Origin of the sequence: Parabacteroides sp. PF5-9, assembly GCF_029893105.1 — a bacterium.
In the GTDB taxonomy this organism is placed as follows: Bacteria; Bacteroidota; Bacteroidia; order Bacteroidales; family Tannerellaceae; genus JARXWG01.
In genome coordinates this window covers 1-24,748 of sequence record NZ_JARXWG010000025.1, presented here as the reverse complement: position 1 = coordinate 24,748, position 24,748 = coordinate 1, and the positions used below count along the sequence as shown (strand labels likewise).

Below are 24,748 nucleotides of genomic sequence, written 5' to 3'. Positions count from 1 at the left end.
CTTAAAATAATGAACCGGTTAACTATGCGACTTGTAGGCGGTTAACATCCGATTTTTCAAATTTGACCCTGGCATATTCCAGTGTGACGTGTAACTCTTTCTTTTCTTCCGACGGCATACTATACATGGCATCCATCATAATAGCTTCAACAATGGAGCGGAGTCCGCGTGCACCCAGTTTGAATTCTAATGCTTTATCAACAATAAATTCATAGACCGCTTCATCAAAGATAATCTTTATCCCATCCATTTCAAACAATTTGCTGTATTGTTTGATGATCGAATTTTTCGGTTCGGTCAAAATGCTGCGTAAGGTGTTGCGATCCAGCGGATTTAAGTAGGTTAAAATCGGCAAACGTCCGATGATTTCGGGAATAAGCCCGAATGATTTCAGATCTGTCGGAGTAATATATCTCAACAGATTATTTCTGTCTACAGTAGCTGTTTCTTTGCTGGCAGCATAACCCACTACGCGTGTATTGAGGCGCTGGGCGATTTTTTTCTCAATACCGTCGAAAGCTCCTCCGCAAACGAATAAAATGTTTTTGGTATCTACCGCGATCATACGTTGTTCGGGATGTTTACGACCTCCTTGTGGAGGGACATTCACGATGGATCCTTCGAGTAGTTTCAATAATCCTTGTTGTACACCTTCACCGCTGACATCGCGTGTGATCGAAGGGTTATCACTTTTACGGGCAATTTTATCTATTTCATCAATAAAGACAATGCCTCTTTGGGCAGCCTCGACATCGTAATCAGCGGCCTGCAACAAGCGTGTCAGGATACTTTCGATATCCTCACCGACGTAACCCGCTTCAGTCAGTACGGTCGCGTCGACAATGGTAAAGGGAACATGTAATAATTTGGCTATTGTACGTGCCAACAATGTTTTTCCTGTTCCCGTAGCACCTACCATAATGATATTGGACTTTTCAATCTCCACATCATCGGAGGTCACTTTCTGAAGTAAACGTTTGTAATGGTTGTATACAGAGACAGAAAGATATCGTTTGGCTTCATCTTGTCCGATTACATATTGGTCTAAAAAAGCTTTGATATCTCCTGGTTTGGGGAGTTCTTTCTGGTCGATGTGGAATGAACTCTGTTTTGAGGTCGTTTGTTCCTGAACGATCTCGTATGCCTGTAGTGTACATTCATCGCAAATCGCACCTGAAAGTCCATTGATCAATAGTTTAACATCCTTACTGTTTCTTCCGCAAAACGTACATGAATCACCTGTTGTTTTGGCCATAGAGTCTTTGTTTTTTTAAGAAGGTGTATCAAAAACATCCTGAAAAACGCGAATGTTTTTGATGCACCTATATTTTATATTGATTACTTGCGCATTAAAACTTCATCGATCATACCGTACTCTTTGGCTTCGACGGCAGTCATCCAGTAGTCGCGGTCGCTATCTCGCTCAACATCTTCAAACGGTTTGCCTGAGTGTTCTGAAATGATCGTATACAATTCCTTTTTGACTTTGATTATTTCACGTGCTGCGATTTCAATATCAGAGGCTTGTCCCTGAGTCCCTCCCAGCGGTTGATGGATCATCACGCGTGAATGTTTCAGTCCGAATCTTTTTCCTTTTGTGCCGGCAACCAGCAATACGGAGGCCATCGATGCTGCTATTCCGGTACAGATCGTAGAGACATCACTACCAATGAATTGCATGGTGTCGTATATGCCATATCCGGCATAAACAGATCCTCCCGGTGAATTAATATAGATCGAGATGTCTTTACCCGGATCACTGGAATCAAGATAGAGCAGTTGAGCCTGGATCACATTGGCAGTGTAGTCGTCGACCTGTGTGCCCAAAAAGATAATGCGATCCATCATCAACCGGGAGAATACATCCATTTGTGCTACATTCAACTGACGTTCTTCAATAATCGTCGGCGAGATGTAACTGCTGGTGATCTTCATATAGCTGTCAAGAGCCGTACCACTCATCCTTAAATGCTTTGTCGCATATTTTCTAAAATCTTCCATATCTTTTATTGTCTGATTATTTCCGTAAAGACATAAAAAGAGGATTTCTCCTAAAATCTTAACGGAAAACAAAGTTATAAATAAATTTCTTAAAGAAACAATTTATTTATTGTCCGCAAAGGTATTTTTTAGAGAGAAATCCTCTTTTTCTTAAGAAAAACTTCTTTCGAAAAATAGTTTATTCAAAAAGCTTGTTGAAATCGTCTACTGTGATCTCTTTTTCTTCTAACTTGATCTGTTGTTTCAACCAGGTGGCCAGCTTGTCTTCAATGGCACGGTCGATAACATTTTGTAAAGTGTCTTTATTTTTCAACAGATCTTTGGCATAGTTCGTCAGAATATCGTCGGGAACGGAGAGCATGCCGTACTGGGCAAACTGAGATTGTGCAACACGCTTGGCCAACTCTTCTATATCTGCCTCTTCTACTTTCAACTCGTTTGTTTTTACCAGATGTTCTTTTATCAGCTGATATTTCAGGTCTTCAATAATCTGTGGATAATCATCTTCGATTTTCTCCTTTGTATTATTTTCGTTAGCCATTAACAACCAACGTTTCAGAATATCATCGGCAAAAGTCAGTTCACCCGCTTTTTTCAACAGTACCTGACGGATATCTTGCAAAAACTTATAGTCACTTTGCGGAGTGAATTGTCCGGCAAGTATCTCTTTTATTTTGGCTTTGAATTCTTCTTCTGAAGCGACAACTCCTTCGCCCAACACGCGGTCGAACAGTTCCTGATTTAATTCGGAATCTTTATGACGGGTGATCTCTTTTATTTCAAAACTGAAATCACCGGTTACTTCGGCCACTTTTTCTTTATCGATTTTCAGGAATGAAGCGATCTCTGTTTCTGCTCCTTCGTAGGCTTTGTGCGGATTGAAAACGATCACGCTATTGGCTGTCGCTCCAATGAATTTTCCTTTTTCCGACTCCTCTTTGATGTACATCGGCATCAAGACGGCTTCTTCTACAACGATTCCTCCTTCTTTCGGAGAACCATTTTCCAGTTCGGCAACAGTTCCTTTGACCATGTCTCTCTCTTCAACATTGTCGGCTTTTTCATAACTGCCGAAGTTTGAGCGATACGAATCAACCTGTTTATTGATCATATCTTCATCGATGATCACTTGATAATAAGGTGCTTTGTCGCGTTTGTTCAGCGTGATGTTGATTTCCGGAGCTAAAGCAATATCGAAGCAAAATTCGAAATCTTCCTGTGTGTCGAAGTCGATCGTTTTCTGTTCAGTCTCATTCGGAATGGGTTCACCTAAAAGATTCAGCTTGTTTTCACGGATGTATTTATACAAGTTCTCAGAAGCAAGTTTGTTTACTTCTTCAATCAAGACATATTTGCCATACATTTTTTTGATCATACCCATGGGAACCATTCCTTTACGGAACCCTGGTATATTTGCTTTCTGGCGGTAGTTGCGTAAATTCTTTTCTACCAACTCGGTGTAATCAGCTTTTGCAATTTCCAAAGTAATAATACCACTGACGGCATCATTGTTTTTAAGCGAAACGTTCATTATGAATGATTTATTTAATTGTTTTACTCCTTCCGGATTTAGCCTGCAAAATTAGATTTATTCTTTCAATCTCGCAAATGCTTCGGGGAATTTGTCGGCACGATTCGTTAATTGTATGAAAAATGGGTGCATAATTTGAAGTTATACGGCCGTTTTTCTCACTGATAAGCGACGAATAAGTGTTCCGTCTAAATGAGTTTTTTGTTAGAGGTACCTCTAAATGATTTTAGACGTACCTCTAAACAGATTTAGACGTACCTCTAAATTGTTTTAGACGTACCTCTAACAGAAAACAGACCTACGTGTAACAGAAAAGTATGTCAGTTAATTGGAAAAATAGTTGCAGAATAAACCAAGGAATGATGACGATCCCTAAAAAACTTCTCTCTATCTTTGGTCAAATTTTAGCTATTATATGCATATGAAACTGAAGGGTATTTTTGCCGACAAATCGGCATGGAGTCAATTGTTTGTATTGATTTCATTGGTTTTGATAGGGATGATTTTCTCTTCTTTAATCGGTTTTTTGATTTTTTATCCATTTTACGGATGGACGGCCGATCTGTACAAATATCCTCATATGTTGCGGTGGGTTCAGCTGATATCTGCTGTCGGGATTTTCCTTTTGCCGGCCTTGGGGATGTCCTGGCTGTGCAGTAAAGAACCGGCGAAATATCTTTCTCTTGGGCGTTGTCCGAATCTGCGCGTGATTTTACTTGTTTTTGTCTCCATGTTGCTTTTGTCTCCGATGATCGGACTGACGGAAATGTTGAACCGGCAGATGGAATTTCCGGCTTTTATGGAGCCTGTGGAACATTGGATGCGTGCCAAGGAAGAGGCGGCGGGGGATCTGACCAAGCTGTTACTGGCAGATACGGATATCGTATCTTTGTTGTTTAATGTTTTAGTGATAGGTGTTGCTGCGGGAGTGACCGAAGAGTTCTTTTTTCGGGGTGCATTGCAACGGGTAATTGAAAAATGGGGGTTGAACCATCATTGGGTGATCTGGATTGCCGCTTTTGTCTTTAGTGCGATTCACCTGCAGTTTTTTGGATTGATCCCCCGGATGATGATAGGAGCCTATTTGGGCTATTTATTGTTTTGGAGTAAAAATATATGGGTTCCGATATTTGCCCATTTTGCCAACAATACGTTTGCTATCCTGGTGATGAGCGATGATACATTGAAAAATAACCCTTATCTCAATGGCGAAGCCGAAGAGGTCGAACTATTACCATTTACATTAATCGCTGTTGTTTCTTTTCTTTTCTTTTGGCTTTTGACAGGCCGATTAAAAAAGGTGTTAAACTGTTCGAATTAACCGGCTGCAGGGATTTTGAGTTTCTGGCCGGGATGGATTCTTGAATTCGAAAGGTTGTTGGCGTGTTGAATCGTCGTAGCCGAGATGCCTGGGTATTTTCTTGCGATCGAATAGAGTGAATCTCCCGATTGAACAATATAGGTGATATAACCGCCTTCGGATTTCTCTAAAGTGGATTCTTTTTGTGTGGCAGCTGTGGAAGGTGTTGTCTTTTTGGCTGTATTGGAAGCAAAGCTGACTCCTCCGTTATCTACATATAATGTGAGTCGTCGTCCTTTAGCAACACGGTTGGATCTTAAACCATTCCATTTGCGGATATCTTTGGCAGTCACACCATAGCGGTTGGCTACTGTATACAGGTTTTCGCCATTGAGCACCGTATGGGTGATTTTTTCACGGGTCGCTGTTTTGGAAGTATTCCCCTCCGGACTATTGATTGGGCGGAGATGGGCTAATAACTCTTCGGCTCGATGGGTGTAGATCGTATCTTCTTTGTCAATGAATGTATACGTATCTCTTACGGGTAGTTTGAGGATGGAAGGGCGGGTGTTTCCCGGAACAATGTCGCGTTGATATTGCGGATTCAATACACGTAATTGTTCGATATTGATGTCGAGTATATCTGCTATTTGTTCAAAATGAAGCATATTGTTGACGATTACCGTATCGGTGGCTAAAGGGAGGTTGGTTTCTACCGCACATAGGTTATGATCGCAGTGATAAGTCATGATGTAATTTGCCGCAATAAACAGGGGTACATACAAACGGGTTTCGCGGGGGAGATAGGGGTAGATGTCCCAAAAGTCGGTTTTCCCATTCGCCCGGCGAATCGCTTTATTGATATTTCCGGGGCCGCAGTTGTAGGAGGCGATGACCAGCTGCCAGTCTTCATAGATCGCATACATATCTTTAAAATAGCGGCAGGCGGCATGAGTTGCTTTCACCGGATCGCGGCGTTCGTCGACCAGGCTGTTGATCTCCAAACCGTAGTTTTTCCCTGTCGGCAGCATAAATTGCCAGATCCCGCTTGCTCCAACCCGGGAGAGGGCGGTTGGGTTTAGCGCACTTTCCACAATGGTTAAGTATTTCAGTTCATGTGGCAGACCGTGTTCGTCCAAAATTTGTTCGATGATCGGGAAATAGAAATCGGCCATTCCCAGCATATAGCGAATCAGGCTACGTCGCCGTTCGGCATAGATATCGATGCAGTTTCTGACAATATTGTTATAAGTCATAGGAATGATACAGGGCATGCTTTGCAATCGGTCTATATAGATCGAATCGGGGAAAAAGACATTGGACTCGTCGTCGTGGCAGAAATCATCTCGTTTACTGAAATATTGGACATGCCATGAATGGAGAAGGCTGTCTACATTGGCATCCAGACTTTCCGGGATGAGGCCGATTTCGGCAGTAATATCGGAATCTTCCGAGAGGGTGGAGTATTGCAACTCTTCGTCGGTTTGCTCTTCGCTGAATTCTGTTTCGGACGACTCAACCAAATTTTGTGCATGGGAGAGAAGAGTAAAACAACAAAGGCCTAAAAGTATAAATAGCTGTTTTTTCATAAGGATAATAATCAAAAGTTGACACTCCAGTTGATACCGTATGTATGTCCGTTGTAGGGAGTTTTCGGCATATAAACGGGTTCGACATGCATAGATAAATCAGGAGAGATATCAAATGTGAATAGTTGGGCATCGACATATGCGTCTATAATAGAAATCGCATAAACGCCTACCATAATGATAATACTTAAATCCCGGTAACGCCGGAAATAATCTTTTTGTCTTTTCAGTCTGTCCCAAAAAGCAGAACTGTTTTTGGCTGTTTCAGGATCTTCTCCCCAGGAGACAAAGTCTTTCCAGCTGTCGTTTTTCTCAGGATCGCTCGATAAGACGTCGAAGTAGGCTTGTTTGTAATCCTGATAGTTGGTGTTGTTCCAGGTTACGGCGTATACACAACCCATTAATCCTCCATAGACAAGCGGTAGTTTCCAGTATTTGCGGTTATAAATTTGTCCTAATCCCGGAACAATGGCCAGTAAAGTGGCTTTTGTCGGATTCGGTATAAAGGTGGCTTTCGGATTAATAACAGGTATTTCGGATGTGTTGCCTTTTGTCAGTACATCCTGTATAATGGAGTCTGTAGCGGAACTGATACTGCTGTCGGGTAAAGACAAAAAGGCCTCGTTCGAATTGGAGGCCTCAATAGTTATAGAATCAGGGGACTCCACCCGAAGTTCCTGTGCCTTTATTCCAAAAGGAAAGGAGAACAGGAGGATCAGCAGGAGGATGATACTGTTTTTCATTTCAATTTATCCAGTAGTCCGATCAATCGTTCCAATTCTTCTTCAGAGTTGAATGGAATAGTAATTTTTCCTTTTCCTTTTTCGTTACAGGATAATTGTACTTTCGTTTGTAAAAATTGTGAGAGATGGTCTTTGAGTAAATCAAACTCTTCAGACATCTTTTGTTTACGGGATTTCTCTATTTCCGGTTTGGCATTGTTGTTGTCGGCTGTGCCGCGAACCAACTCTTCTACCTGACGCACAGAGAATCCTTGTTCCAGTATTTGTTCGTATAGAGCCAATTGCACTTCGGGATCCTGAACAGAGATCAATGCACGTGCATGACCCATATCGATTTTTTTATCTTTAATCCCCATCTGAATATCGGCGGGAAGTTTTAAGAGACGGAGGTAATTGGCAATCGTTGTTCGTTTTTTTCCTACCCTGTCACTTAAACGTTCCTGGGTCAGCCCATATTGATCGAGTAGTCGTTGATACGCCAAAGCAATTTCAATGGAGTTGAGGTCTTCGCGTTGAATATTCTCAATCAACGCCATCTCCATCACATTCTCATCTTCTGCTGTTTTGATATAGGCGGGGATTCTCTCGAGTCCGGCTTTTAGGGACGCCCGATAACGGCGTTCGCCGGATATGATCAGATACTTATCCGTACCAATTTCTTTTAGTGTAATCGGTTGAATGATTCCAAGTGAACGGATCGATGTAGCCAGTTCTTCCAGTGTCTCTTCCTCAAATACGGTACGGGGCTGGTCGGGGTTGGGTTGTATTTTGCTCAGTTCTATCTCACTAATAGACGATGATCCGCCTGTTGTCAGGTCATCCATTGTTATCAACGCATCTAATCCACGGCCAAGTGCTGACTTTTTTCCTACTGCCATAATCTATTCTTAATGTACAAAAATAAGTATAATACGGTTAGCCTGTATCTGTACCGGAAACCAATTAATGATTTTTGTCAACTATTTTTACTAATTAATTCCTGTGCTAACTGGATATGATTCAAAGCCCCTTTAGACTCTGCATCATATAGTATGACAGGTTTTCCATAACTGGAAGCTTCGCTGAGTTTGATGTTGCGTTGGATAACGGTATTGAAAACCAACTCTTGGAACGGTCGTTTCACCTCTTCGTAGATCTGATTGGCTAAACGCAGACGTGAATCATACATCGTTAATAAGAAGCCTTCAATCTCGAGTGACGGGTTGAGTTTCGATTTGATAATCTTAATGGTATTAAGCAGTTTGCTGATCCCTTCAAGGGCGAAATACTCACATTGTACAGGAATGATGACTGAATCGGCTGCTGTAAGCGCATTTACGGTAATCAGACCCAATGAAGGAGAGCAGTCTATCAGGATATAATCGTAGAACTCTTTTAAGGGGACTAAAACACTTTTTAGTATTTTTTCCCGGCTATCCATATTTAACATCTCAATTTCCGCACCAACCAAGTCGATGTGTGAAGGGATAATTTTTAATCCTTCTACTTCAGTCGGGATAATAGCCTCTTTGGCATCGTTCCCATTGACCAGGCATTCGTAGATTGAAAGTTTAACTTTCCGGATATCGATACCTAAACCGGAGGATGCGTTGGCTTGTGGATCTGCATCAACGACCAGCACTTTTTTGTCTTGAACAGCAAGTGATGCCGCCAGATTGATTGCTGTGGTTGTTTTTCCAACCCCTCCCTTCTGATTCGCTAAAGCGATAATTTTTCCCATTACTATTTCCTTAATTTATTCGGGGGACAAAACTAATGATTCTCTATAGATTGAGAATCACTTGGTTTAAAACTTTTAACCGTTTTGTTGAAAAGTCACCCAAACTGTTGATAACTTACAAAGATATATCGTTTTGTTCGCATCTCTTCTGCAAAATGGGCTGGAGAGACCGTTTGTCAGAAAATGTATTTAATTCCGAATTGCACTTGCCAACAGGAGACGTCTGTCATATTATCCCTGAATGTCTCAGAAAGGTTATTACGCATTTTGTACTTAAGCGTATAATTGTTGGCTGCACTGGGTTTGTTTTTATCCACTTCGAGGAACTGGTATTGCTGATTGCCTAAAGTGGTTGTTTGCTGAACGCCCCAGTCTTTATTGATCAGATTCAGGAAATTGGCGATATCAAAGCTGAAACGTAGTGTATGCGGACGTCCGTTGTTTTGAAACACTCTGATGTCATGAGAGATGCTTAAATCCAACTGATTGGCATAAGGGGCTGATGCTCCGTTACGTTGGGCATATTCTCCTCTGTGTTTTTTCAGATAAGGATCCTGTTCGATGAATCGATCCATGGCTTGCCACGCTTCCTCCTGCGACTCAAAACCGTCAGGTAATAAATGATCTTTTACTTCATCAAAATTTCTGGGGATATAAATCGGATCATTCGCAAATTGTCCGTCACCGTTTGCATCACCATTGTAGGAGTAGGTATAGCGGAAAGGACGGTAACGCTGGTAAATCAAACCGAAATTTGTTGCTGCATATTTACTCCAATTCGCCGTATAGGATGCTGAAAGCAGAACTCTTCCGTTGAAAGAGGCGGCGCTGTATCCCAGTTCTTGTGAATTCGGATCTAAAGCCGGGCGGTATTTCCAGGACGACATGGCAACAGAGGAAGAGCCATCGGTTACGCTTTTGGCTTTGCCGATCGTATAGGAGCCATTTAAAGCGAATCCTTTCAGGACGCCTGTCTTAAAAGTTTTCTGTAACTGGAAAGTGGTGTAAAAAGCATAACCTTTATTTGTGTTGCGCAACATCACAACGTTGTAGGCCGCTCGCTGATTTCCTTCCATATTACTGTAATACCCGTTATAGAACGGTCGATCCATAGCCGGACTTCCGTCGTTGACTTTATGTTCGGTTTTTATGATGCCGATATTGTCGTGATAAATAGCGTTTACATCTTTTGAATAGAGCATTTCTACGGTAGCTATCCAGCCATCGTAAAATTGATAATCGGCAGCAATATTGCTTTTCCACAGATTGGGATATTTGAAATCCGGATCAGTTATCGAAATATCTGCACGTGAAGGGGTGCCGTCTGTTGGTTTGTAGGTGTCAAAACTGCCGGTAAACCCTAATTTGGCTAAATCATCTCCGGAATAATTGATATCTCCGAATAATACACCGTTATTACCGGCCTGATTGCCTATCCAGACGTATGGCGGCATTCCGGTAAATAATCCCGAACCTCCGCGGATTTGTAGTTTGTTGTCATCCAGTGGTTGGTAGTTGAATCCAAGTCTTGGCGAAAACTGAGGTTTGGCATTGGGATATTTGGATACATCGATTTTTATGCCATCCCGATAAGTTTCGGCCGCCACGCGATCGTTCGATGGAAGGTCTGTGACAAATAGAGGGATATCTATGCGTAATCCCAATGTTAGATTCAGTTTATTGCTTATAATCCATCTGTCCTGTGCATACAATCCGATCTGAAACACTTTGACTTCGGAGAAAGGAAACGTATTGCCGATCGCATATTTTTGTTGATAATATTGATTGCCGGTAGAGGCCGAATTGGTAATACCTGTTACTGTAGATGCGTATCCATAATCTGCAGGGTCGAAATGGCGGATGTCAAAGCCGTTGATATTGCCATTGTTGTTCTTCAGATAATCCTGTGTGGCTCTGACGTTGAATTTAAAATCATCGATTGTTTTAAATACCCATGCGCCCGGATAATTTTGTGCATACCCGTTCTTAAATGCTCTGTAATCACTTTGTGTGCCTATGGTTATCTGATGTTTGCCCAGATTCATGACAAAGTTATTTTGTATTTGCCAGAGATCTGTGTTGATCATGTTGTTGTATGAGTTGGCTTCTGTTCCGAATGTGGTATACGCTTGGTTCCCATCGTTTAATATATCTACCTGCGGGAAGTATCCTCCATCCATGTCTCTGAAATCACGTAGGCGGGAAAAGCCGATTTTTAGGTAGTTGCTCATCCGGTCGTTGATAATGGTGTTGAGGTCGGCCATCCAGATGTTGAAGTTGTTATTGCTTCTGTAGAATGTGGATGAAAAAGGTATCGCATATTCATTCGGTCCTCTGCCGTTCGCCGGAGCTCCGGAAGGGGAGGGAGTACTTGTTGCATACGATTTGAGGTAATAATACTTGATACTTAACGCATTTTTAGGATTAATATTCCAATCGACTCTTGCTGTTATGCGATCGGCATATGTCTCTTTTTTTGTTACATTGTATTTTCCCGGGTTGTAATTGAAATTGTCATATAGAAACTGACTGATATCTAGTAGATCACTCTCCGTAACAACCGAATTTTCTGTGGTATAAGTGATCGGTTCCTCAATGCGATCCATCTCGGCGTTGACAAAATAGAACAGTTTGTTTTTGATAATAGGTCCTGAAAGACTAATTCCGTATTGGTGATTAGAGAACTCTTTCACACTCAATATTTCATCTTTTACCCGGTACCCTTTTAAAGACGGGCTTTTGGTATACATATAGACCGATGCCTGGTATTCATTGGATCCTGATTTTGTGACAGAGTTAACCCCGGCACCCGTAAATCCACCGTTTCTGACATCGTATGGCGCAATCATGACCTGGATTTGTTCGAGTGACTCCAATGAGATCGGTTCAATACCTGCTGCTCCTAATCCTGGCGTGGCGGCAGGACTTAAACCATACGAATCGTTGAAAGAGGCTCCGTCTATGGTAATATTATTAAAACGGTAGGAGATACCTCCGAAATTCATACCGTTACTGAGCGGAGTTAATTTTATGAAATCTGCCAAAGCCCTGTTTATGGTCGGTAATTTATCTAATTTATCCCTGGTTATAGTCTCCTGCGCGCCGGTGCGGCTTCTTGAGATGACGGCGTTTCGGTCGGCAGTAATGGTTATTTCTTCTAAGGCCTGGGTGTTTTCCTGCATGATGATATTTAGTCTGACATTTTCTCCTAATGTCAGATCGATACCGGTTCTGGTCTCTTTGTTGAAGCCGATATAGGTGTATTCGATTGTGTATGGGCCACCTATGCGAAGGTTGTTCAGGTGGTAAGTACCATCTTGTTGCGAAATGGTATAATAAACTGTTCCTGTAGGAGTATGGGTCGCTTTAATGTTTACTCCGACTAAATAATTTCCGGAGAATTCCTGTGTCTGGCCGTTGATCGTCGCTGTCGTTACTTGAGCGTGGATAGTGGTAGAAATAGACAAAAAGAGAAATAGAATAATAGGCAATAGCCGACTCTTTTCCATGTGGATAATGAACTAAGTATAGTTATTGTTTATAATTGTCGCAAAATTATGAAATTATATATTCGTGGCATAAGAATACGAGTTAATTTTGGACTAAATCTTTCCGGACTGGCGCAGACGATCGGCCATCTCCTGGTGGAGAAGTGCATTTTCTTTATCTCCGATTGCACTGAAGGCTTCTGCAAGATATTCATGAGTAGCAATATGGGTCGGCTTTATACTTATTGCATGTTGGAAGTCGATAATGGCCTCTTCGTGATATTTGAGGTGCAATAAACATTTTCCCCGGTTGTAGCGTGCCTTGAAAGAGTGTGCATTCAGTTTGACAGCTTTATTTAAGCAGGTCTGGGCTTCGAAGTCTTCTCCTAAATCCATTAATGTGATCCCTTTTCGTACCCAGGCGTCCAGATAACCGGGATAAAGTGTTAACGCTTTGTCGAAATTTCGAATGGCAGCGCGTAGGTCTCCTGCTTTTGTGACACATTCATTGCCCATCAGATAGTATTCACGTGCATACTCTTTCTGAATTTCGCGCTGTTCGTGCAACTGTTTGTGTAGCTCTTTTAGCTGTTTTTGCTGGCTGTTGATTTTTTGCAGTTTGGCGCTCAGTAGCCGTTGAACGATCGGGTTTGTCAGTTCGTTTCGTTTGCCGACGGCTATAGAGAAGGCATTGACGGCTTCTCTCATCTGACCGGAGTCAAAGAGTTTGAGTGCCTCTGCATATTTTAGTTCCGCTTCACTTTCCTGCAGACTCTTTTCGATTAATTGCTGATTGTTGAATACCTGGCTGAATGCGACAATCTCTTTTCGAACAAAAATATCATGTAAGGATATCTTACTCTTCAAGACGATTCCTTCCAATGAGATGCATCGGCTTAAAGCTACATAGGTCTGCCCTCCGGCAAAAACCCCTCCGGTAAGGTCAATGACGACTCGATGAAAGGTGAGTCCTTGGCTTTTATGTACGGTGATGGCCCAAGCGAGCCGAATGGGTAACTGTTCAAACGTGCCGACAATTTCTTCTTCTATCCGTTTCTCTTTTTCGTTGTATTTGTATTTGTAGTTTCTCCAGGATGTTGGGCCTACCAGATACTCTACTCCGCTTTCAAGGACGACGTAGATGTTCCCATTTTCATCGATGCCCGACACCATGCCGATTGTCCCGTTCACCCATCTTCGGTCGGGATCGTTGTCGATAAAGATCACCTGCGCATTTTCTTTAATGGAGAGGTTGAGTTGCGTCGGTAGGGATGATTCCGGGAATTCTCCATCAATACGGCCTTTTGATATAAACTCCTCTCCCGGCAGTTCGGCCAGTTTTTTTTCGTTAATGAAGTCTACCTGATCGCGCCGCGTCGCTAAGGTGATATACATATCTTCATTTCGGGGGACAAACGACGGGAAATAACGGGCATTCAGTATTTCCAACTGCTGCTGTTTGATCGTATTCGTCCGGATATTATCTAATATATTGATGAAAGTCGAGTCGGTCTGCCGGTATACCTTCTGTAATTCAATCGGGACAAGGTTGATCTCTTTGAACACCCGCGCCGAAAAGAAAAACGGACTGGCATAAAACAGACTTAAAATCTCTTTTTGATCATTCGGAACTACAGGTTCCAATTGGAAGATATCACCGACAAATAACAACTGTTTTCCGCCGAATGGTAGTCGCATCTGTCCTGAAAAAACACGTAAAATACGATCCAGGCAGTCGATAATATCTGCGCGAACCATGGATATCTCATCGATGATAATTAATTCCACCTGTTCGATAATTCTGCGGTGTTGTTTCCGGTATTTAAAGAAATCGAAAATACGTCCGTTTTTCAGGCTGAGATCGGGATCGTCGGGCAAAATCGGTCGGAAGGGTAATTTGAAAAAAGAGTGTAAAGTTACCCCTCCTGCATTAATGGCTGAGATGCCGGTAGGTGCCAATACGACATGTTTCTTTTTGGTTTGCGAGCAGATATATTTTAAAAATGTAGATTTACCTGTCCCGGCTTTTCCGGTCAGAAAGACCGATTGACGGGTATGCGTGATCAGTTGCAACGCATCCTGAAACTCTTTGTTGTTTGTGTCTAATTGAAATTCCAAAAAAACAACAGATTAAATGTGACTGGTTAAGAGATAGGCGCTATTTTACCTGCTTGTGAACACCCACGCATCCCGGTAAGCCGAATTTAAACGGAGCTGTTCAATATACGTTTCAGCTTCTTGCCGGTTGTCGAATTTGTCGGCGTATATTCTGTATTTCTTGTCGCGGTAGATCATGTCGATCGTATGAAAACGATTGCGGTCGGCCTGATTAATAAACTGTTTAGCTTGTTTCTCCGATGGGAAACTGGCAATAACCACATGATACATCAGTGGTTTGGGTGCCTCTGGCTGGGCGATTTCTACAACCGTGTTGGTGTTTTCTTCAACCGGAGTGAATGTTGTAGCGGGTTTTTCTGTTTCAACAGCTACTGCATCAAGCGTATTTTCCGAAACGACTTCCATCTCTTCCGAAACGACCTCTTCCGGCAAATCAATGACAGGCTCAGGTTCAGGTGTGGAAACCGTAGATGATATAATCTCCGAAGGAATAAAGCTGGCAGTATATGCTGATTGGTTCACTTCTTTCACGGGAGTGGATACCAATAAGAACAGTCCGATAGCAGCAGCTGAGGCGACGGCTGTTTGTATAAAGCGCCGATTGATCGGGATATGAAGTCTCTCTCTCTTGTGGGTTTTTGCCGGGAAAGCGTGTGTCTCTTTTTCTTCCGGAGCAACTATTAAACAAGGAAGTGTGAATGTCGACAATCCGTAATTGTTGATATCGAACGATTCGTTTTTGTTGGGCTGAAAGATGATCTGTTTTTCCGTACCGACTGTAAATGATCCAACCGTACCGAATGTCGCTTTCCGGTAATGTTTTAATACCGATTTCAACTCATGAACATCTTCCTCCAGCATCCGACAGGCTTTTTGAAAATCGACACCGTATACTTGCATGTATGACTCGGTTAACAATCCGTCATTATGTTGTAATGCCGTATTGAAAACAACCTCTTTCCACATAGGTGTAAAGCTGTGTTCATCCGCATTGTACTCTCCGGATACGGATTGCAAAACAAATCCGCCGAAGCTTGGAATGATCACACAATCATGTATCAATAACAAGTGTTCGATATGTGTCGCTATTCGATGCATACTGCAAAGATAAGATTTTTTTGGTGAATTAACAAGTATTGCCTTGAAAATTATCAGAGCATCACCAAAGATGGGTAGTGAGTCGTGTTGTTTTTACTCATTTATAGGTATTGCGGAGGGATGCCGCTCGCCCTATCTTTGCATTGTGAAGAATATGACACTATTAGTATAATCGCTATGACCAAAATCCTTTGCTAATATTGTAAGCATGTAAGATGATAAACATCAGGTGAACGGTTTTTTTATTGGTTACCGTTCCTTACAAAAAAAGAGAGTTGCTCTGAGAAGAACAGCTCTCTTTTTTGTTATCCGGGTTAGACGTCGTGTTTTGCTTGTGTCGATAGGTCGTTCAAAAGAGTCTTCGTCCCGACCATGTGCCGTTATTCATGCGTTCTTCACCTAAATTTTGACTATAAGAACCGGAGATGGTACCGCTTGCGATAGTGCCTGTGATAATAAGCGGTGGTGTTTCTTCTTTCCCGTCCGTGCCTGTTACGGAGAGGTCGCTGCCGCTAATCGTTCCAATCAAGGTATAAGGCATAAAATCTTGATTCGAACAGCTTAGCCCTTTTATCTCATCCCCTTTGATTAATACGTTGAACATGCCGTTGGTAGTGCCATAGTCGTTTACCACGCCAGAGTATGTGCCTTCGTAGACTTCAATATGCATCGTAGAGGTCTCTTTCTCTACGACAGTCACCATCTTTTCGCTTTTCATATCCGATATACGGACTTGCGGGTTACTGCCGTCGGCCTCAACGCTAAAAGTGAGATATACAGTATTTGAAACTCCATTATTCTCTCCACAGAAGGCAAAGAATGATAAATCTATGGCCTGGCCGGATTCGAAAATTTCATCTCCCCATGGTTTCATCAGGTCGGTAAGCATGCCGTCATAGAAGAGCATTGCTTGCGGTTTGGTGCCTTGCAGGTCAATCATAAATGATCCGGTAGTACCTGCCACGACCCCTTTGTAAATTCCTCCGCTTTGATTGTCGTAAGCGCTGTGTGCCTGTGGTTTCGTTGTAATACCATCGGCTGGTATGGTTATATTGGCATCTTCTACAATCGTTCCGAATTTGTTCCATACGAGAGTGTTTTCATATCGAAAACTTACTCCTTTCGGCACTTTTAAGGTGGCACGGCTCAGGTCGACATTGCTAAAAATGTCAGCATCAGCGAAGCGATAAGTATAAGTAGTTCCACGAAAATCGTCAGGGATTATATTTCCTGTCATCGCTGACAGATCAAAAATATCGTCGTAGGCATATTCGGCCGAATACAAAGGCATGCCCCATCCTACCGAAACCGTATTCAAGGCCGTGCAATTCTCAAAGGCTCCGTAATTGATCTCTTTTACTGAAGTCGGTATCGTGATGGATGTGAGTGCAGTGCATCCTGTAAAAGATTGACTTCCTATATATTGCAATGTGGAAGGCAAACTGACTGATCTCAGATTTGTGCAGTTGTAAAACGCATACATACCGATAATTTTCACGCCTTCGGGTATTACCACAGAGGTGATGGCCTTGTTGTTTTCAAATACTTCCATGTGGATGGCGACCACCCCGGAAGGGATAGTTATATCTCCGCCGTGGCCATTATAACCCATTAACGTACCGTTGTATATACGGAAGTTATTTTCGGTGTCCGGTGGCGGATTATCCCAGTCCGGTTCATCTTCGGCTATCAAGTTACAGCCCGCAAGCACCACGCAAAACAATACCAACAGGGTATTTTTAAATGTCTTCATTAACGGCAAGGATGCCATTGTTATAACTGTTCTTTTCATAATATTCTCAAAATCTAAAACTTACATAATACCTTGTGGCACGTGTTTGCCACTTCTCTTTTACCTCATCTCCTGTTTTGTAATTGGCCGACCCCCATCGGAGTTCCATTCCGGCAGAGATCATCTTGTAAGATACGGCCAAGCCAGAGAGCCAGAAGCCTGCATAATTAGCGTATAAGTCCTCATTAGCCACAATTCCTGAGAACGATGGTGCATAGCGGACGTAGAGATGCCCTTTCAATTCATTGACCGGTGGGAAGAATGTCAGTGATGGCCCTATCTGCATACCGGCCGCTATTTGCATAGTGCGGTCGCTATCTTCGCCATCATTGTAGTGACGCGAGTTGTAGTCGGTGTAGTCTGCCACGTTGAGATCGAAGAAGGTCGCGTCCAGTCCTACCTTCATCAGGTTAGCAATCGGTTTGCGGTGCAGATAGTACGTGTGGCCGATGGAGAATGATACTCCATAGTCGCTGTTGAATAGCATATTGTTGTCTACACCCTTGAGTTGTTGAAACACATATCCAACGTTCAGGTATGTGTTTCGTTTAGGAGAATCCTCTCCATCTTGCGCAACGGCAGTGTTAACCGCTGCCAATACGCAAGTCAAAATAAGAATACATGCTCGTTTCATTTGTTATTTTATTTAGGTGGTTTATGTAGTAGTAGCGGGAAGGAGGACGTGATATACAATGACCGTCAGTAGCAACGGTTGCTGTCTGTTGGTGTTTTTTGAGCATTGCGTATAACCGGTCTGCTACAAGTAATTCAACTATCGATAGTTGTGTTCTGATCACTGGTTTATTCTTTCGTTTGCAGGGTAAAGTTCAAATTTTCCCTTTTTTTGTATAAGTAGCTGGCGTAAAAATAGAATAATTTTTAGATTTAATACAAAATTTATCGTATTATTTATTACATATCTCCTCCATTTTGAGTGATTTACTTTGTTTTTGCAAACAAAAAGATGGTTTTTGCATGAATTTCATATCAAGATTTGTCTTCACCTTATCTTCGGATTGAATTTATTTCTTTAGAGTATCCTTTTCGGAGCGGAGCGAAAGACGGGGTTCGAACCCGCGACCCCAACCTTGGGAAGGTTGTGCTCTACCAACTGAGCTACTTTCGCGTATGTTGTATGCAAAGATACAAAAAAGACCTTGAAAAAAATAGTCGAAAGTGATACGAATTTTCGGATTGGTTCTCTTTGAGTTAAGTGACAAAGTGAAACAATATAAGCGAAAGGCTGTCATTATGATGCTAAATTCACATATTTACTAACCCATAAAGTCTGTATATACGGTCAAATAGCCCTCAATAGCCCCTATTTGGGGTCGCGTGAAGTGAAAAAAACAGGAACTCTTCCAAATGATGCAGATGATCACTTGGAGTTGTCTAAAAGAATTTTAAAAACATTGAGAACCTTTACTAAAATCATTTGAATGATTTTGTGTGTTTCCCTGGATTCTTTTTGTTTATGGGGGAGAACGGCAAAAAAACGCGCTGAAAATGGCCTGTTTTCCGGCTGGAAGCCGTAAAATATCGATCCGTTTTCAACTGACATTTTTCTGTCGAACCGGCCGGTCGGATAACTCCCTTCGGAGAATGATTGCGATCATCTCCGAAGGGGGTTGATAATTCACTGTTTATCGATTGAAAAGCGCTCTTTTTGTTCGTGGTGAATCGTGTGAGAAGGCGATATTTGTTCTTTGAAGGATGTTACCCGTGATATACGTGCTTATGGCGAGGTTTATTTGACATTTTGACAAAATGAAACGAGTCCTCTTTAAATAAACAATCCCTCTTTAAGAATCTCTCCTACGGTCGGGTGGGGGAAGACAAACGAACGAAGTTCATCACCCGTCATTCCTTTTTCGATCGCGATACCGGCCAGTACAATCAACTCGGAAGATGGGTTGCCCAACAGATGTACACCAAGCACCTGATCTTCTTCGCCTAAGAGGATTTTACACTGTCCGTTGAAGAGCTCATTCTCGGCCACAAAGCGACCGGAGTAGGTCATCGGTAGTTTTTTCACAGTATATTTTACACCGGCCGCTTGCAGTTCGTCTTCTGTTTTTCCGACTCCGGCTAATTCCGGATTGGTGTATACGATAGCAGGAATTGCTTTATAGCTCATGCCTTTGTCGGCTTTTCCGGCAATATGTTTGATGGCTACCTCGGCTTCACTAACGGCCGTATGTGCCAGTAGGGAATAACCGGTGATATCACCACACGCATATACATTCGGAAGGGATGTTTGCATAAAAGGATTCACCCGAATGCCTTTGCCGTGTAACTCCAGGTTTAGATTCTCCAGACCGAAACCAGTGGTTACCGGCTTGCGTCCGACACTGACGAGTATCTTTTCTGCCTCTAAAACCATTGTCTCTTCTTCATGTTTGACGGTCACTTTGTTTCCATCCACACCCGTGACTGCATGTTTGAGGTAAAACCGGATACCCCGTTTGGCATATTCGGCTTGAAGCATTTCGGACTGTTCCCTGTCCATTGGACCGAGAATCTTATCCATCATCTCTACCACATGCACCTCACAGCCCATGCTGTTGTAGAACGATGCAAACTCCATACCGATCACACCGCCGCCGATGATCACAATAGAAGCTGGTAATTCTTTGTTTTGCAAAGCTTCACGACTTGTCCAGTAGGCGGTGTCGCTTAATCCCGGAATAGGAGGGATAACCGGTTCGGATCCGGCACAGATCAACAGGTGTTTCGCTTCGAATGTCTCCTCGTTGCAGGCGATCAAGAGTGAACCGTCTGCACCCTGTGTTTGGATACTGGCTTCGCCATTGACAACGGTCACTCCGCCATCGTTCATCTTCATGCGGATGCCGGCAACCAGTTTCTTGACTACTTTATTTTTCCGGGCAACGATGCGTCCGAGATCAAAATCCGGCTGTTCGACAGAGAGGCCGTATTTAGAGGCGTGTTTAAAACTATCGTATAATTTGGCGGAATACAACAATGTTTTTGTCGGAATACATCCTTCATTGAGGCAGACGCCTCCGAGTGCGTTTTTCTCGAAAAGAATGGTTGATAAACCTTCGTGGGCAGCACGCTCGGCTGCGGTGTATCCGGCAGGTCCCCCGCCGATAATGGCTACATCATATTTCATGTGTCTTGTCGATTTATGGTGTTACGTATTTTCTTTAAAAGAGATTATCTTTTTTAATAACAATATTCGGATTGATTTTCCTTAGAGCTTTGACGAAATCTTGTTTTTCTTTTGGTGAAACCATCATCCATGGCTTATCATCGATCCAGATCATAATCCGTTCCATGGATAACGCATAGCTGAACATCGGCATAACGGTAGATTCTAACGCCTGAATATCGGCAATAGCTATTTTCTTTTCCGGGAAAATACTGCAATGTGCAATCAATGTCCCGTCTGTTGTAATTCTGTAGTATGTATTCATCATCGCATGTAAAGCCAATGCGGCAATCAACAACATACCGATCATGGCTCCAATATTTGTACTCAGAAAAGCGACAATACATCCTCCGATGATCAGGATAATCAGGAAGTGGTACCACCATCCTATTTTTGACTTAAATTCTCTCTCCATACTATTTTTTGTTTTGAATGAACTGTGATCTTGAGATTAATGAAGAAAAAAGAATACGACTCATTCCCATCTCCTATCTCCCAACTTCTATTTTCTAACTTCTAACTTCTATCTCTTCCTTCTTCAACTATAATTTTTTAGCCGGGTATAAGGCCTCCCACCATTCAGGGCGATCTTTCAGCCATTTGAAGAACCAGGCATAAATGCTTTGATTCCAACGAATACGTTTGTCGTAATCCAGAATATGATGGTTTTCACCTTCCACCTGAACGAAGGCGGTTTCTTTACCCAACAGTTTTAAGGCCGTAAACATCTGAATACTTTCTCCTACAGGCACATTCGTGTCGGCTGCACCATGTAAGAAAAGAAGGGGAGTGTTTATTTTATCGGCATGAAACAGAGGGCTTTGAAGGGTATACATCTCCCGTGCGTTCCAGGGGTAGCTGTTGGCGCTGGCTAACTCGCTGTATGAATATCCCCAATACCCTTCACCCCAATAACTGGTAATGTCGCTGATGCCGGCGTGTGACATACCGGCGGCAAAGAGGTCGGTTTGTGTCAGGAGATACATCGTCATGAACCCACCATAGGAGGCGCCCATGCAACCGATTCTCTTTGGGTCGACAAACGGATGTGTTTCGCAAAACTTACACGTTCCTTCAATGATTTCATCCGCGGTATATTTCCCCCACGCATTGATGTGACGGGCTGAGAATTCCTGTCCGAACCCGGTGGCTCCGCTCGGTTGTACGATATAAACAATGAATCCCATGCCGGCATAGACGTGTGAAGGATAACGACTCTCCAAGACTCTTGCCGTAGGGGTGGTTCCTCCATAGTAATTGACAATCATCGGGTATTTTTTGTTCGGATCGAAATGGGGTGGGAGGTAATACCGTCCGTAAATGGAGTCTCCGGATGCGGAGACAAAGTTCCAGTCATGCACTTCTCCCAACTGAATATCCTTCATCAGTTCCTGTGCCGGATCTATCAGACAGGTGGAGGCTCCTTTTTTTAGATCCATCGCATACAACCGTTGCGGATTAGAAACACTCATGCCATAATAGACCATCGCCGGCGCGTTTGTGGCCAAAGAGATATTATTTAATACTTCTTCCTGTACAGGGAGCTGCCGGATCGTTCTTTTTACCGGGTCAATAGTATATAGTCGCACATAATCACGGTCTTTAGCCAATGCATAGATTTGTTTATCAAAGGGATTCCATCGTGCGTAATCGATAGACGGATTGAAATCTTTCGTTAGCGGTGTCGCTTGCTGGTTAGCCGGATTATACAGGAATAGTTGCCCATCGCTTATGTTGGCTTGCTGACCCGATTGGGTATTCAGACCGATTCCTTCAAATGAATTTCCTGATCCGGTGATCAATAGTTGTGTCCCATCCGGGGCAAAAGAGGCTCTATCCACATATTTCGCACTTTGCAGAATCGTATCCACCTGGCGACTATTTAAATCCATTTGGTATAATGAGGTACGGCTAAACGGTTGTTCGGTCAATACCGATTCGTAGCAACTGAACAATAGAAATCTCCCATCGGCCGAGATGTCTTGAATGGAAGTCGAGAGGTAACCGTATGTTAGGCGTTCGAGTAAGCCCGTTTTCAGGTCGTAGCGGTGAATAAACGAACGGTTCCGCCATCCCGGCTGACGATCGTCGGGTACCAGAACCTGTTGAACATCACGACGTTCTGATGGTCCTTCTTCCTGAATGGAAAATAAAAGGAAATCTTCGGTTGGAGAAAAGCGGAAAGTCCCGTCGGGCAAGTTGCTTGCTGAAACTGTTTCCTCTTTCGTTACGGGATCCACCAGGATTAACTCTTTTCCATGTATGCCTTGCCGGGTGTAATAGGCTTTACTGCTACGCGGCATCCATTGCAACGGGCGATTCCCACTGTTGAGGATCAACATACCGTTTGTTCTGTCTATGATGTGTGTGTATGATGTATTCCGTCCTCCGGGAAATACTTCGTTGTAGTTGACGATCACAAATTTACCGTCAGGCGAAATAGAAGCGGACTGAACGCGTTTTCCATCCGTGACATCACTTAACGTATAGTTTCTTTTATTGAAGAGACCAGCCTCAACCGTCAGGAAGTCATCATGTGTAAGAACTATTTGAAGTGTATCGACAGCATTTCCGGTTGTCAGGTATTTAACCACCACCTCATACTGTTGAGGTTCGAGTGTTAATGGAATCGTTGAATGACTATTTTGTTTTTGTTGATTGATATATACCTCTTTCAGTTCCGGGCCTTTCAACGTCAAGGTGCCTTTTCCGTACCCGTTGCTCTGAATATAGAAAGAGACAAGGTGCAGGGCATAAGATGCGGATGCGGATAAGATCAGTTCCCCATCGGAAGAGGTCTCTTTGATTTCTCCCTTTTGGGTAGCCAGATTCAGCGACAGGGGGGTATTCAGTAACTCTTTGTCATTGAACTTTTGTCCTTGCACATTGGTGCTATCGGCAATAAAAGGGATATGGATAGGGTGAGGGCCTGAGTAGTAATAATTTTTTACTGTTATTTTCTGAGAGAAGGCATTTATGCAACAGAATAAGGCGATGAATAAAAAGGCGTACTTGTGTTTCATGCTCCTGTAAGTATTTAATCTTTATTTGATTTGCAATAGTACATATTTTTAGGCGATACTCAAAGTGAGAGGAGTTGGTCTTTCACATAAAAGTGGTTGACCTTTTTTATGGTCGAGCAACTGGTGTAAGCATCGTGACAGTAAATAATCGCCTGTTTCTGTTCAACAGCTTCGTCGAGCATCCTGATTTTTTCTGTATAGGAGGTCACCGGATAGGTGTCATAAGCGGAGATCCATTGGGGAGAGATACTGGCAGCTAACGGGATCACATCACCTGCGAAAACAAAGGTCTGTTCGGCTGTCGTGATATAGGGAACCAGTTGCGCGGGCGTATGTCCGTCATACAATCGGAGTTGAACACAATCGCATAGTTGCATATCGCACTCGACGAGTTGGAGTAGACTGGCTTTTTCGACAAGTTGCATATTTTCCGGAAAATAGGAGTCTCTTTCCAGTGCGTTGGGATGAAGGAAGTTTTCCCACTGCTTTTTCCCGACCCAATGTGTGGCATTCGGGAAAGCGAGTGTATACTTCTCTTTTTGATCTTGTTGATGTGTCGTATATCCGCAATGATCGAAATGCAGATGCGTCAGTATCATATCGGTGACTTGCTCCGGTTCGATCCCGTAATTTCGCAGCGAAGTATGCAGGTCAGACATATTGAAGAATCGGTAATAATCAAGTTGAAGCAACTGTTTGTTGCCGGCTCCATTATCGATCAGTATCACCCGCCCTTCATCGGTGCAGATCAAAAGTGTACGCATCGCCAGTACACAGCTGTTGTTATCTTCAGAGGGATACCGGCGGCTCCAAGCTGTTTGGGGAATGACACCGAACATCGCTCCTCCGTCGGCATAAAAATATCCGGTGTCAATGAGTCGGATAACCATCGTTTTTTATTTCAAAGGTACAAAATCTTAGCTTATAAAGTGTTTTGTGAATAGCTGAGCCGAAAAGTGTTCTCTCTGAATTGTAATCCTGTCGTAGTTTAAATACTCCTCAATCACAGCCTTAGGCTTACTGTCAAATGATCCTTATTTTAATGTGAATTCGATTAAAGATTTATCTTCAGATTGTGTAAGAATTGAAGGTTTTCCAAAGGCCAAATCCCGCAGGGATTTAATGTGCATAACCCCGGGTGAAGAGGAGCGTAGCGGATCGACCCGGGGT

The 24,748-nt window shown here is 42.9% G+C and carries 17 protein-coding genes and 1 tRNA gene; 1 reads left to right on the top strand and 17 read right to left on the bottom strand.

Going from position 1 to position 24,748, the window contains the following annotated elements:
* Nucleotides 1-22: 22 nt before the first annotated feature.
* The 3 genes from clpX to tig all read right to left on the bottom strand — a co-directional run bounded on the left by clpX (nt 23) and on the right by tig (nt 3,532).
* The gene (gene clpX / locus M2135_RS13105; protein ID WP_280748970.1) at nt 23-1,255 is read right to left on the bottom strand and encodes an ATP-dependent Clp protease ATP-binding subunit ClpX; all 1,233 of its coding nucleotides are present in this window, start codon (nt 1,253-1,255) and stop codon (nt 23-25) included.
* 83 nt (nt 1,256-1,338) lie between these two features.
* A complete protein-coding gene (gene clpP, locus M2135_RS13100; RefSeq protein WP_280748969.1) occupies nt 1,339-2,001 on the bottom strand; it encodes an ATP-dependent Clp endopeptidase proteolytic subunit ClpP in 663 nt (220 codons plus the stop codon).
* Nucleotides 2,002-2,179: 178 nt separating this feature from the next.
* A complete protein-coding gene (gene tig / locus M2135_RS13095; protein ID WP_280748968.1) occupies nt 2,180-3,532 on the bottom strand; it encodes a trigger factor in 1,353 nt (450 codons plus the stop codon).
* A gap of 415 nt (nt 3,533-3,947) precedes the next feature.
* Here tig and M2135_RS13090 point away from each other — a divergent pair, with 415 nt between their 5' ends.
* Nucleotides 3,948-4,853, top strand: a complete 906-nt coding sequence (locus tag M2135_RS13090; protein WP_280748967.1) for a CPBP family intramembrane metalloprotease — start codon at nt 3,948-3,950, stop codon at nt 4,851-4,853.
* On the opposite strand, the gene M2135_RS13085 is transcribed toward M2135_RS13090, so the two are convergent.
* The 14 genes from M2135_RS13085 to M2135_RS13020 all read right to left on the bottom strand — a co-directional run bounded on the left by M2135_RS13085 (nt 4,850) and on the right by M2135_RS13020 (nt 24,468).
* Entirely contained in the window at nt 4,850-6,421 is a 1,572-nt protein-coding gene (locus M2135_RS13085) for a lytic transglycosylase domain-containing protein (RefSeq protein ID WP_280748966.1), read from the bottom strand. The two genes, M2135_RS13090 and M2135_RS13085, sit on opposite strands and share 4 nt — an antisense overlap.
* An 11-nt stretch (nt 6,422-6,432) precedes the next feature.
* Nucleotides 6,433-7,164 carry a DUF5683 domain-containing protein gene (locus M2135_RS13080; protein WP_280748965.1) on the bottom strand — a complete coding sequence of 244 codons (732 nt, stop codon included), beginning with the start codon at nt 7,162-7,164 and terminating at the stop codon, nt 6,433-6,435.
* Nucleotides 7,161-8,042, bottom strand: a complete 882-nt coding sequence (locus M2135_RS13075; RefSeq protein ID WP_280748964.1) for a ParB/RepB/Spo0J family partition protein — start codon at nt 8,040-8,042, stop codon at nt 7,161-7,163. Before M2135_RS13075 ends, M2135_RS13080 begins: the two co-directional genes overlap by 4 nt.
* Nucleotides 8,043-8,119: 77 nt before the next feature.
* Entirely contained in the window at nt 8,120-8,884 is a 765-nt protein-coding gene (locus tag M2135_RS13070; protein ID WP_280748963.1) for an AAA family ATPase, read from the bottom strand.
* A gap of 176 nt (nt 8,885-9,060) precedes the next feature.
* Nucleotides 9,061-12,393, bottom strand: coding sequence for a TonB-dependent receptor (locus M2135_RS13065; RefSeq protein WP_280748962.1), 3,333 nt, complete (start codon nt 12,391-12,393; stop codon nt 9,061-9,063).
* A gap of 93 nt (nt 12,394-12,486) precedes the next feature.
* Complete coding sequence (locus M2135_RS13060) at nt 12,487-14,490, bottom strand: tetratricopeptide repeat protein (RefSeq protein WP_280748961.1); 2,004 nt, start codon at nt 14,488-14,490, stop codon at nt 12,487-12,489.
* A gap of 45 nt (nt 14,491-14,535) precedes the next feature.
* Entirely contained in the window at nt 14,536-15,588 is a 1,053-nt protein-coding gene (locus M2135_RS13055; protein ID WP_280748960.1) for an SPOR domain-containing protein, read from the bottom strand.
* A 349-nt stretch (nt 15,589-15,937) separates the two neighbouring features.
* Entirely contained in the window at nt 15,938-17,380 is a 1,443-nt protein-coding gene (locus M2135_RS13050; protein ID WP_280748959.1) for a leucine-rich repeat domain-containing protein, read from the bottom strand.
* 7 nt (nt 17,381-17,387) lie between these two features.
* Nucleotides 17,388-18,014: a hypothetical protein gene (locus M2135_RS13045; protein ID WP_280748958.1), complete on the bottom strand. Its 627-nt coding sequence runs from the start codon at nt 18,012-18,014 to the stop codon at nt 17,388-17,390.
* A 419-nt stretch (nt 18,015-18,433) separates the two neighbouring features.
* A tRNA-Gly gene (locus M2135_RS13040) sits at nt 18,434-18,506 on the bottom strand.
* 657 nt (nt 18,507-19,163) lie between these two features.
* Nucleotides 19,164-20,516, bottom strand: a complete 1,353-nt coding sequence (gene lpdA / locus M2135_RS13035; protein WP_280748957.1) for a dihydrolipoyl dehydrogenase — start codon at nt 20,514-20,516, stop codon at nt 19,164-19,166.
* Nucleotides 20,517-20,550: 34 nt separating this feature from the next.
* The gene (locus M2135_RS13030) at nt 20,551-20,970 is read right to left on the bottom strand and encodes a PH domain-containing protein (protein ID WP_280748956.1); all 420 of its coding nucleotides are present in this window, start codon (nt 20,968-20,970) and stop codon (nt 20,551-20,553) included.
* Between the two features lie 127 nt (nt 20,971-21,097).
* Nucleotides 21,098-23,578, bottom strand: coding sequence for a prolyl oligopeptidase family serine peptidase (locus tag M2135_RS13025; RefSeq protein ID WP_280748955.1), 2,481 nt, complete (start codon nt 23,576-23,578; stop codon nt 21,098-21,100).
* A gap of 59 nt (nt 23,579-23,637) precedes the next feature.
* The gene (locus M2135_RS13020) at nt 23,638-24,468 is read right to left on the bottom strand and encodes an MBL fold metallo-hydrolase (protein ID WP_280748954.1); all 831 of its coding nucleotides are present in this window, start codon (nt 24,466-24,468) and stop codon (nt 23,638-23,640) included.
* Nucleotides 24,469-24,748: the final 280 nt, after the last annotated feature.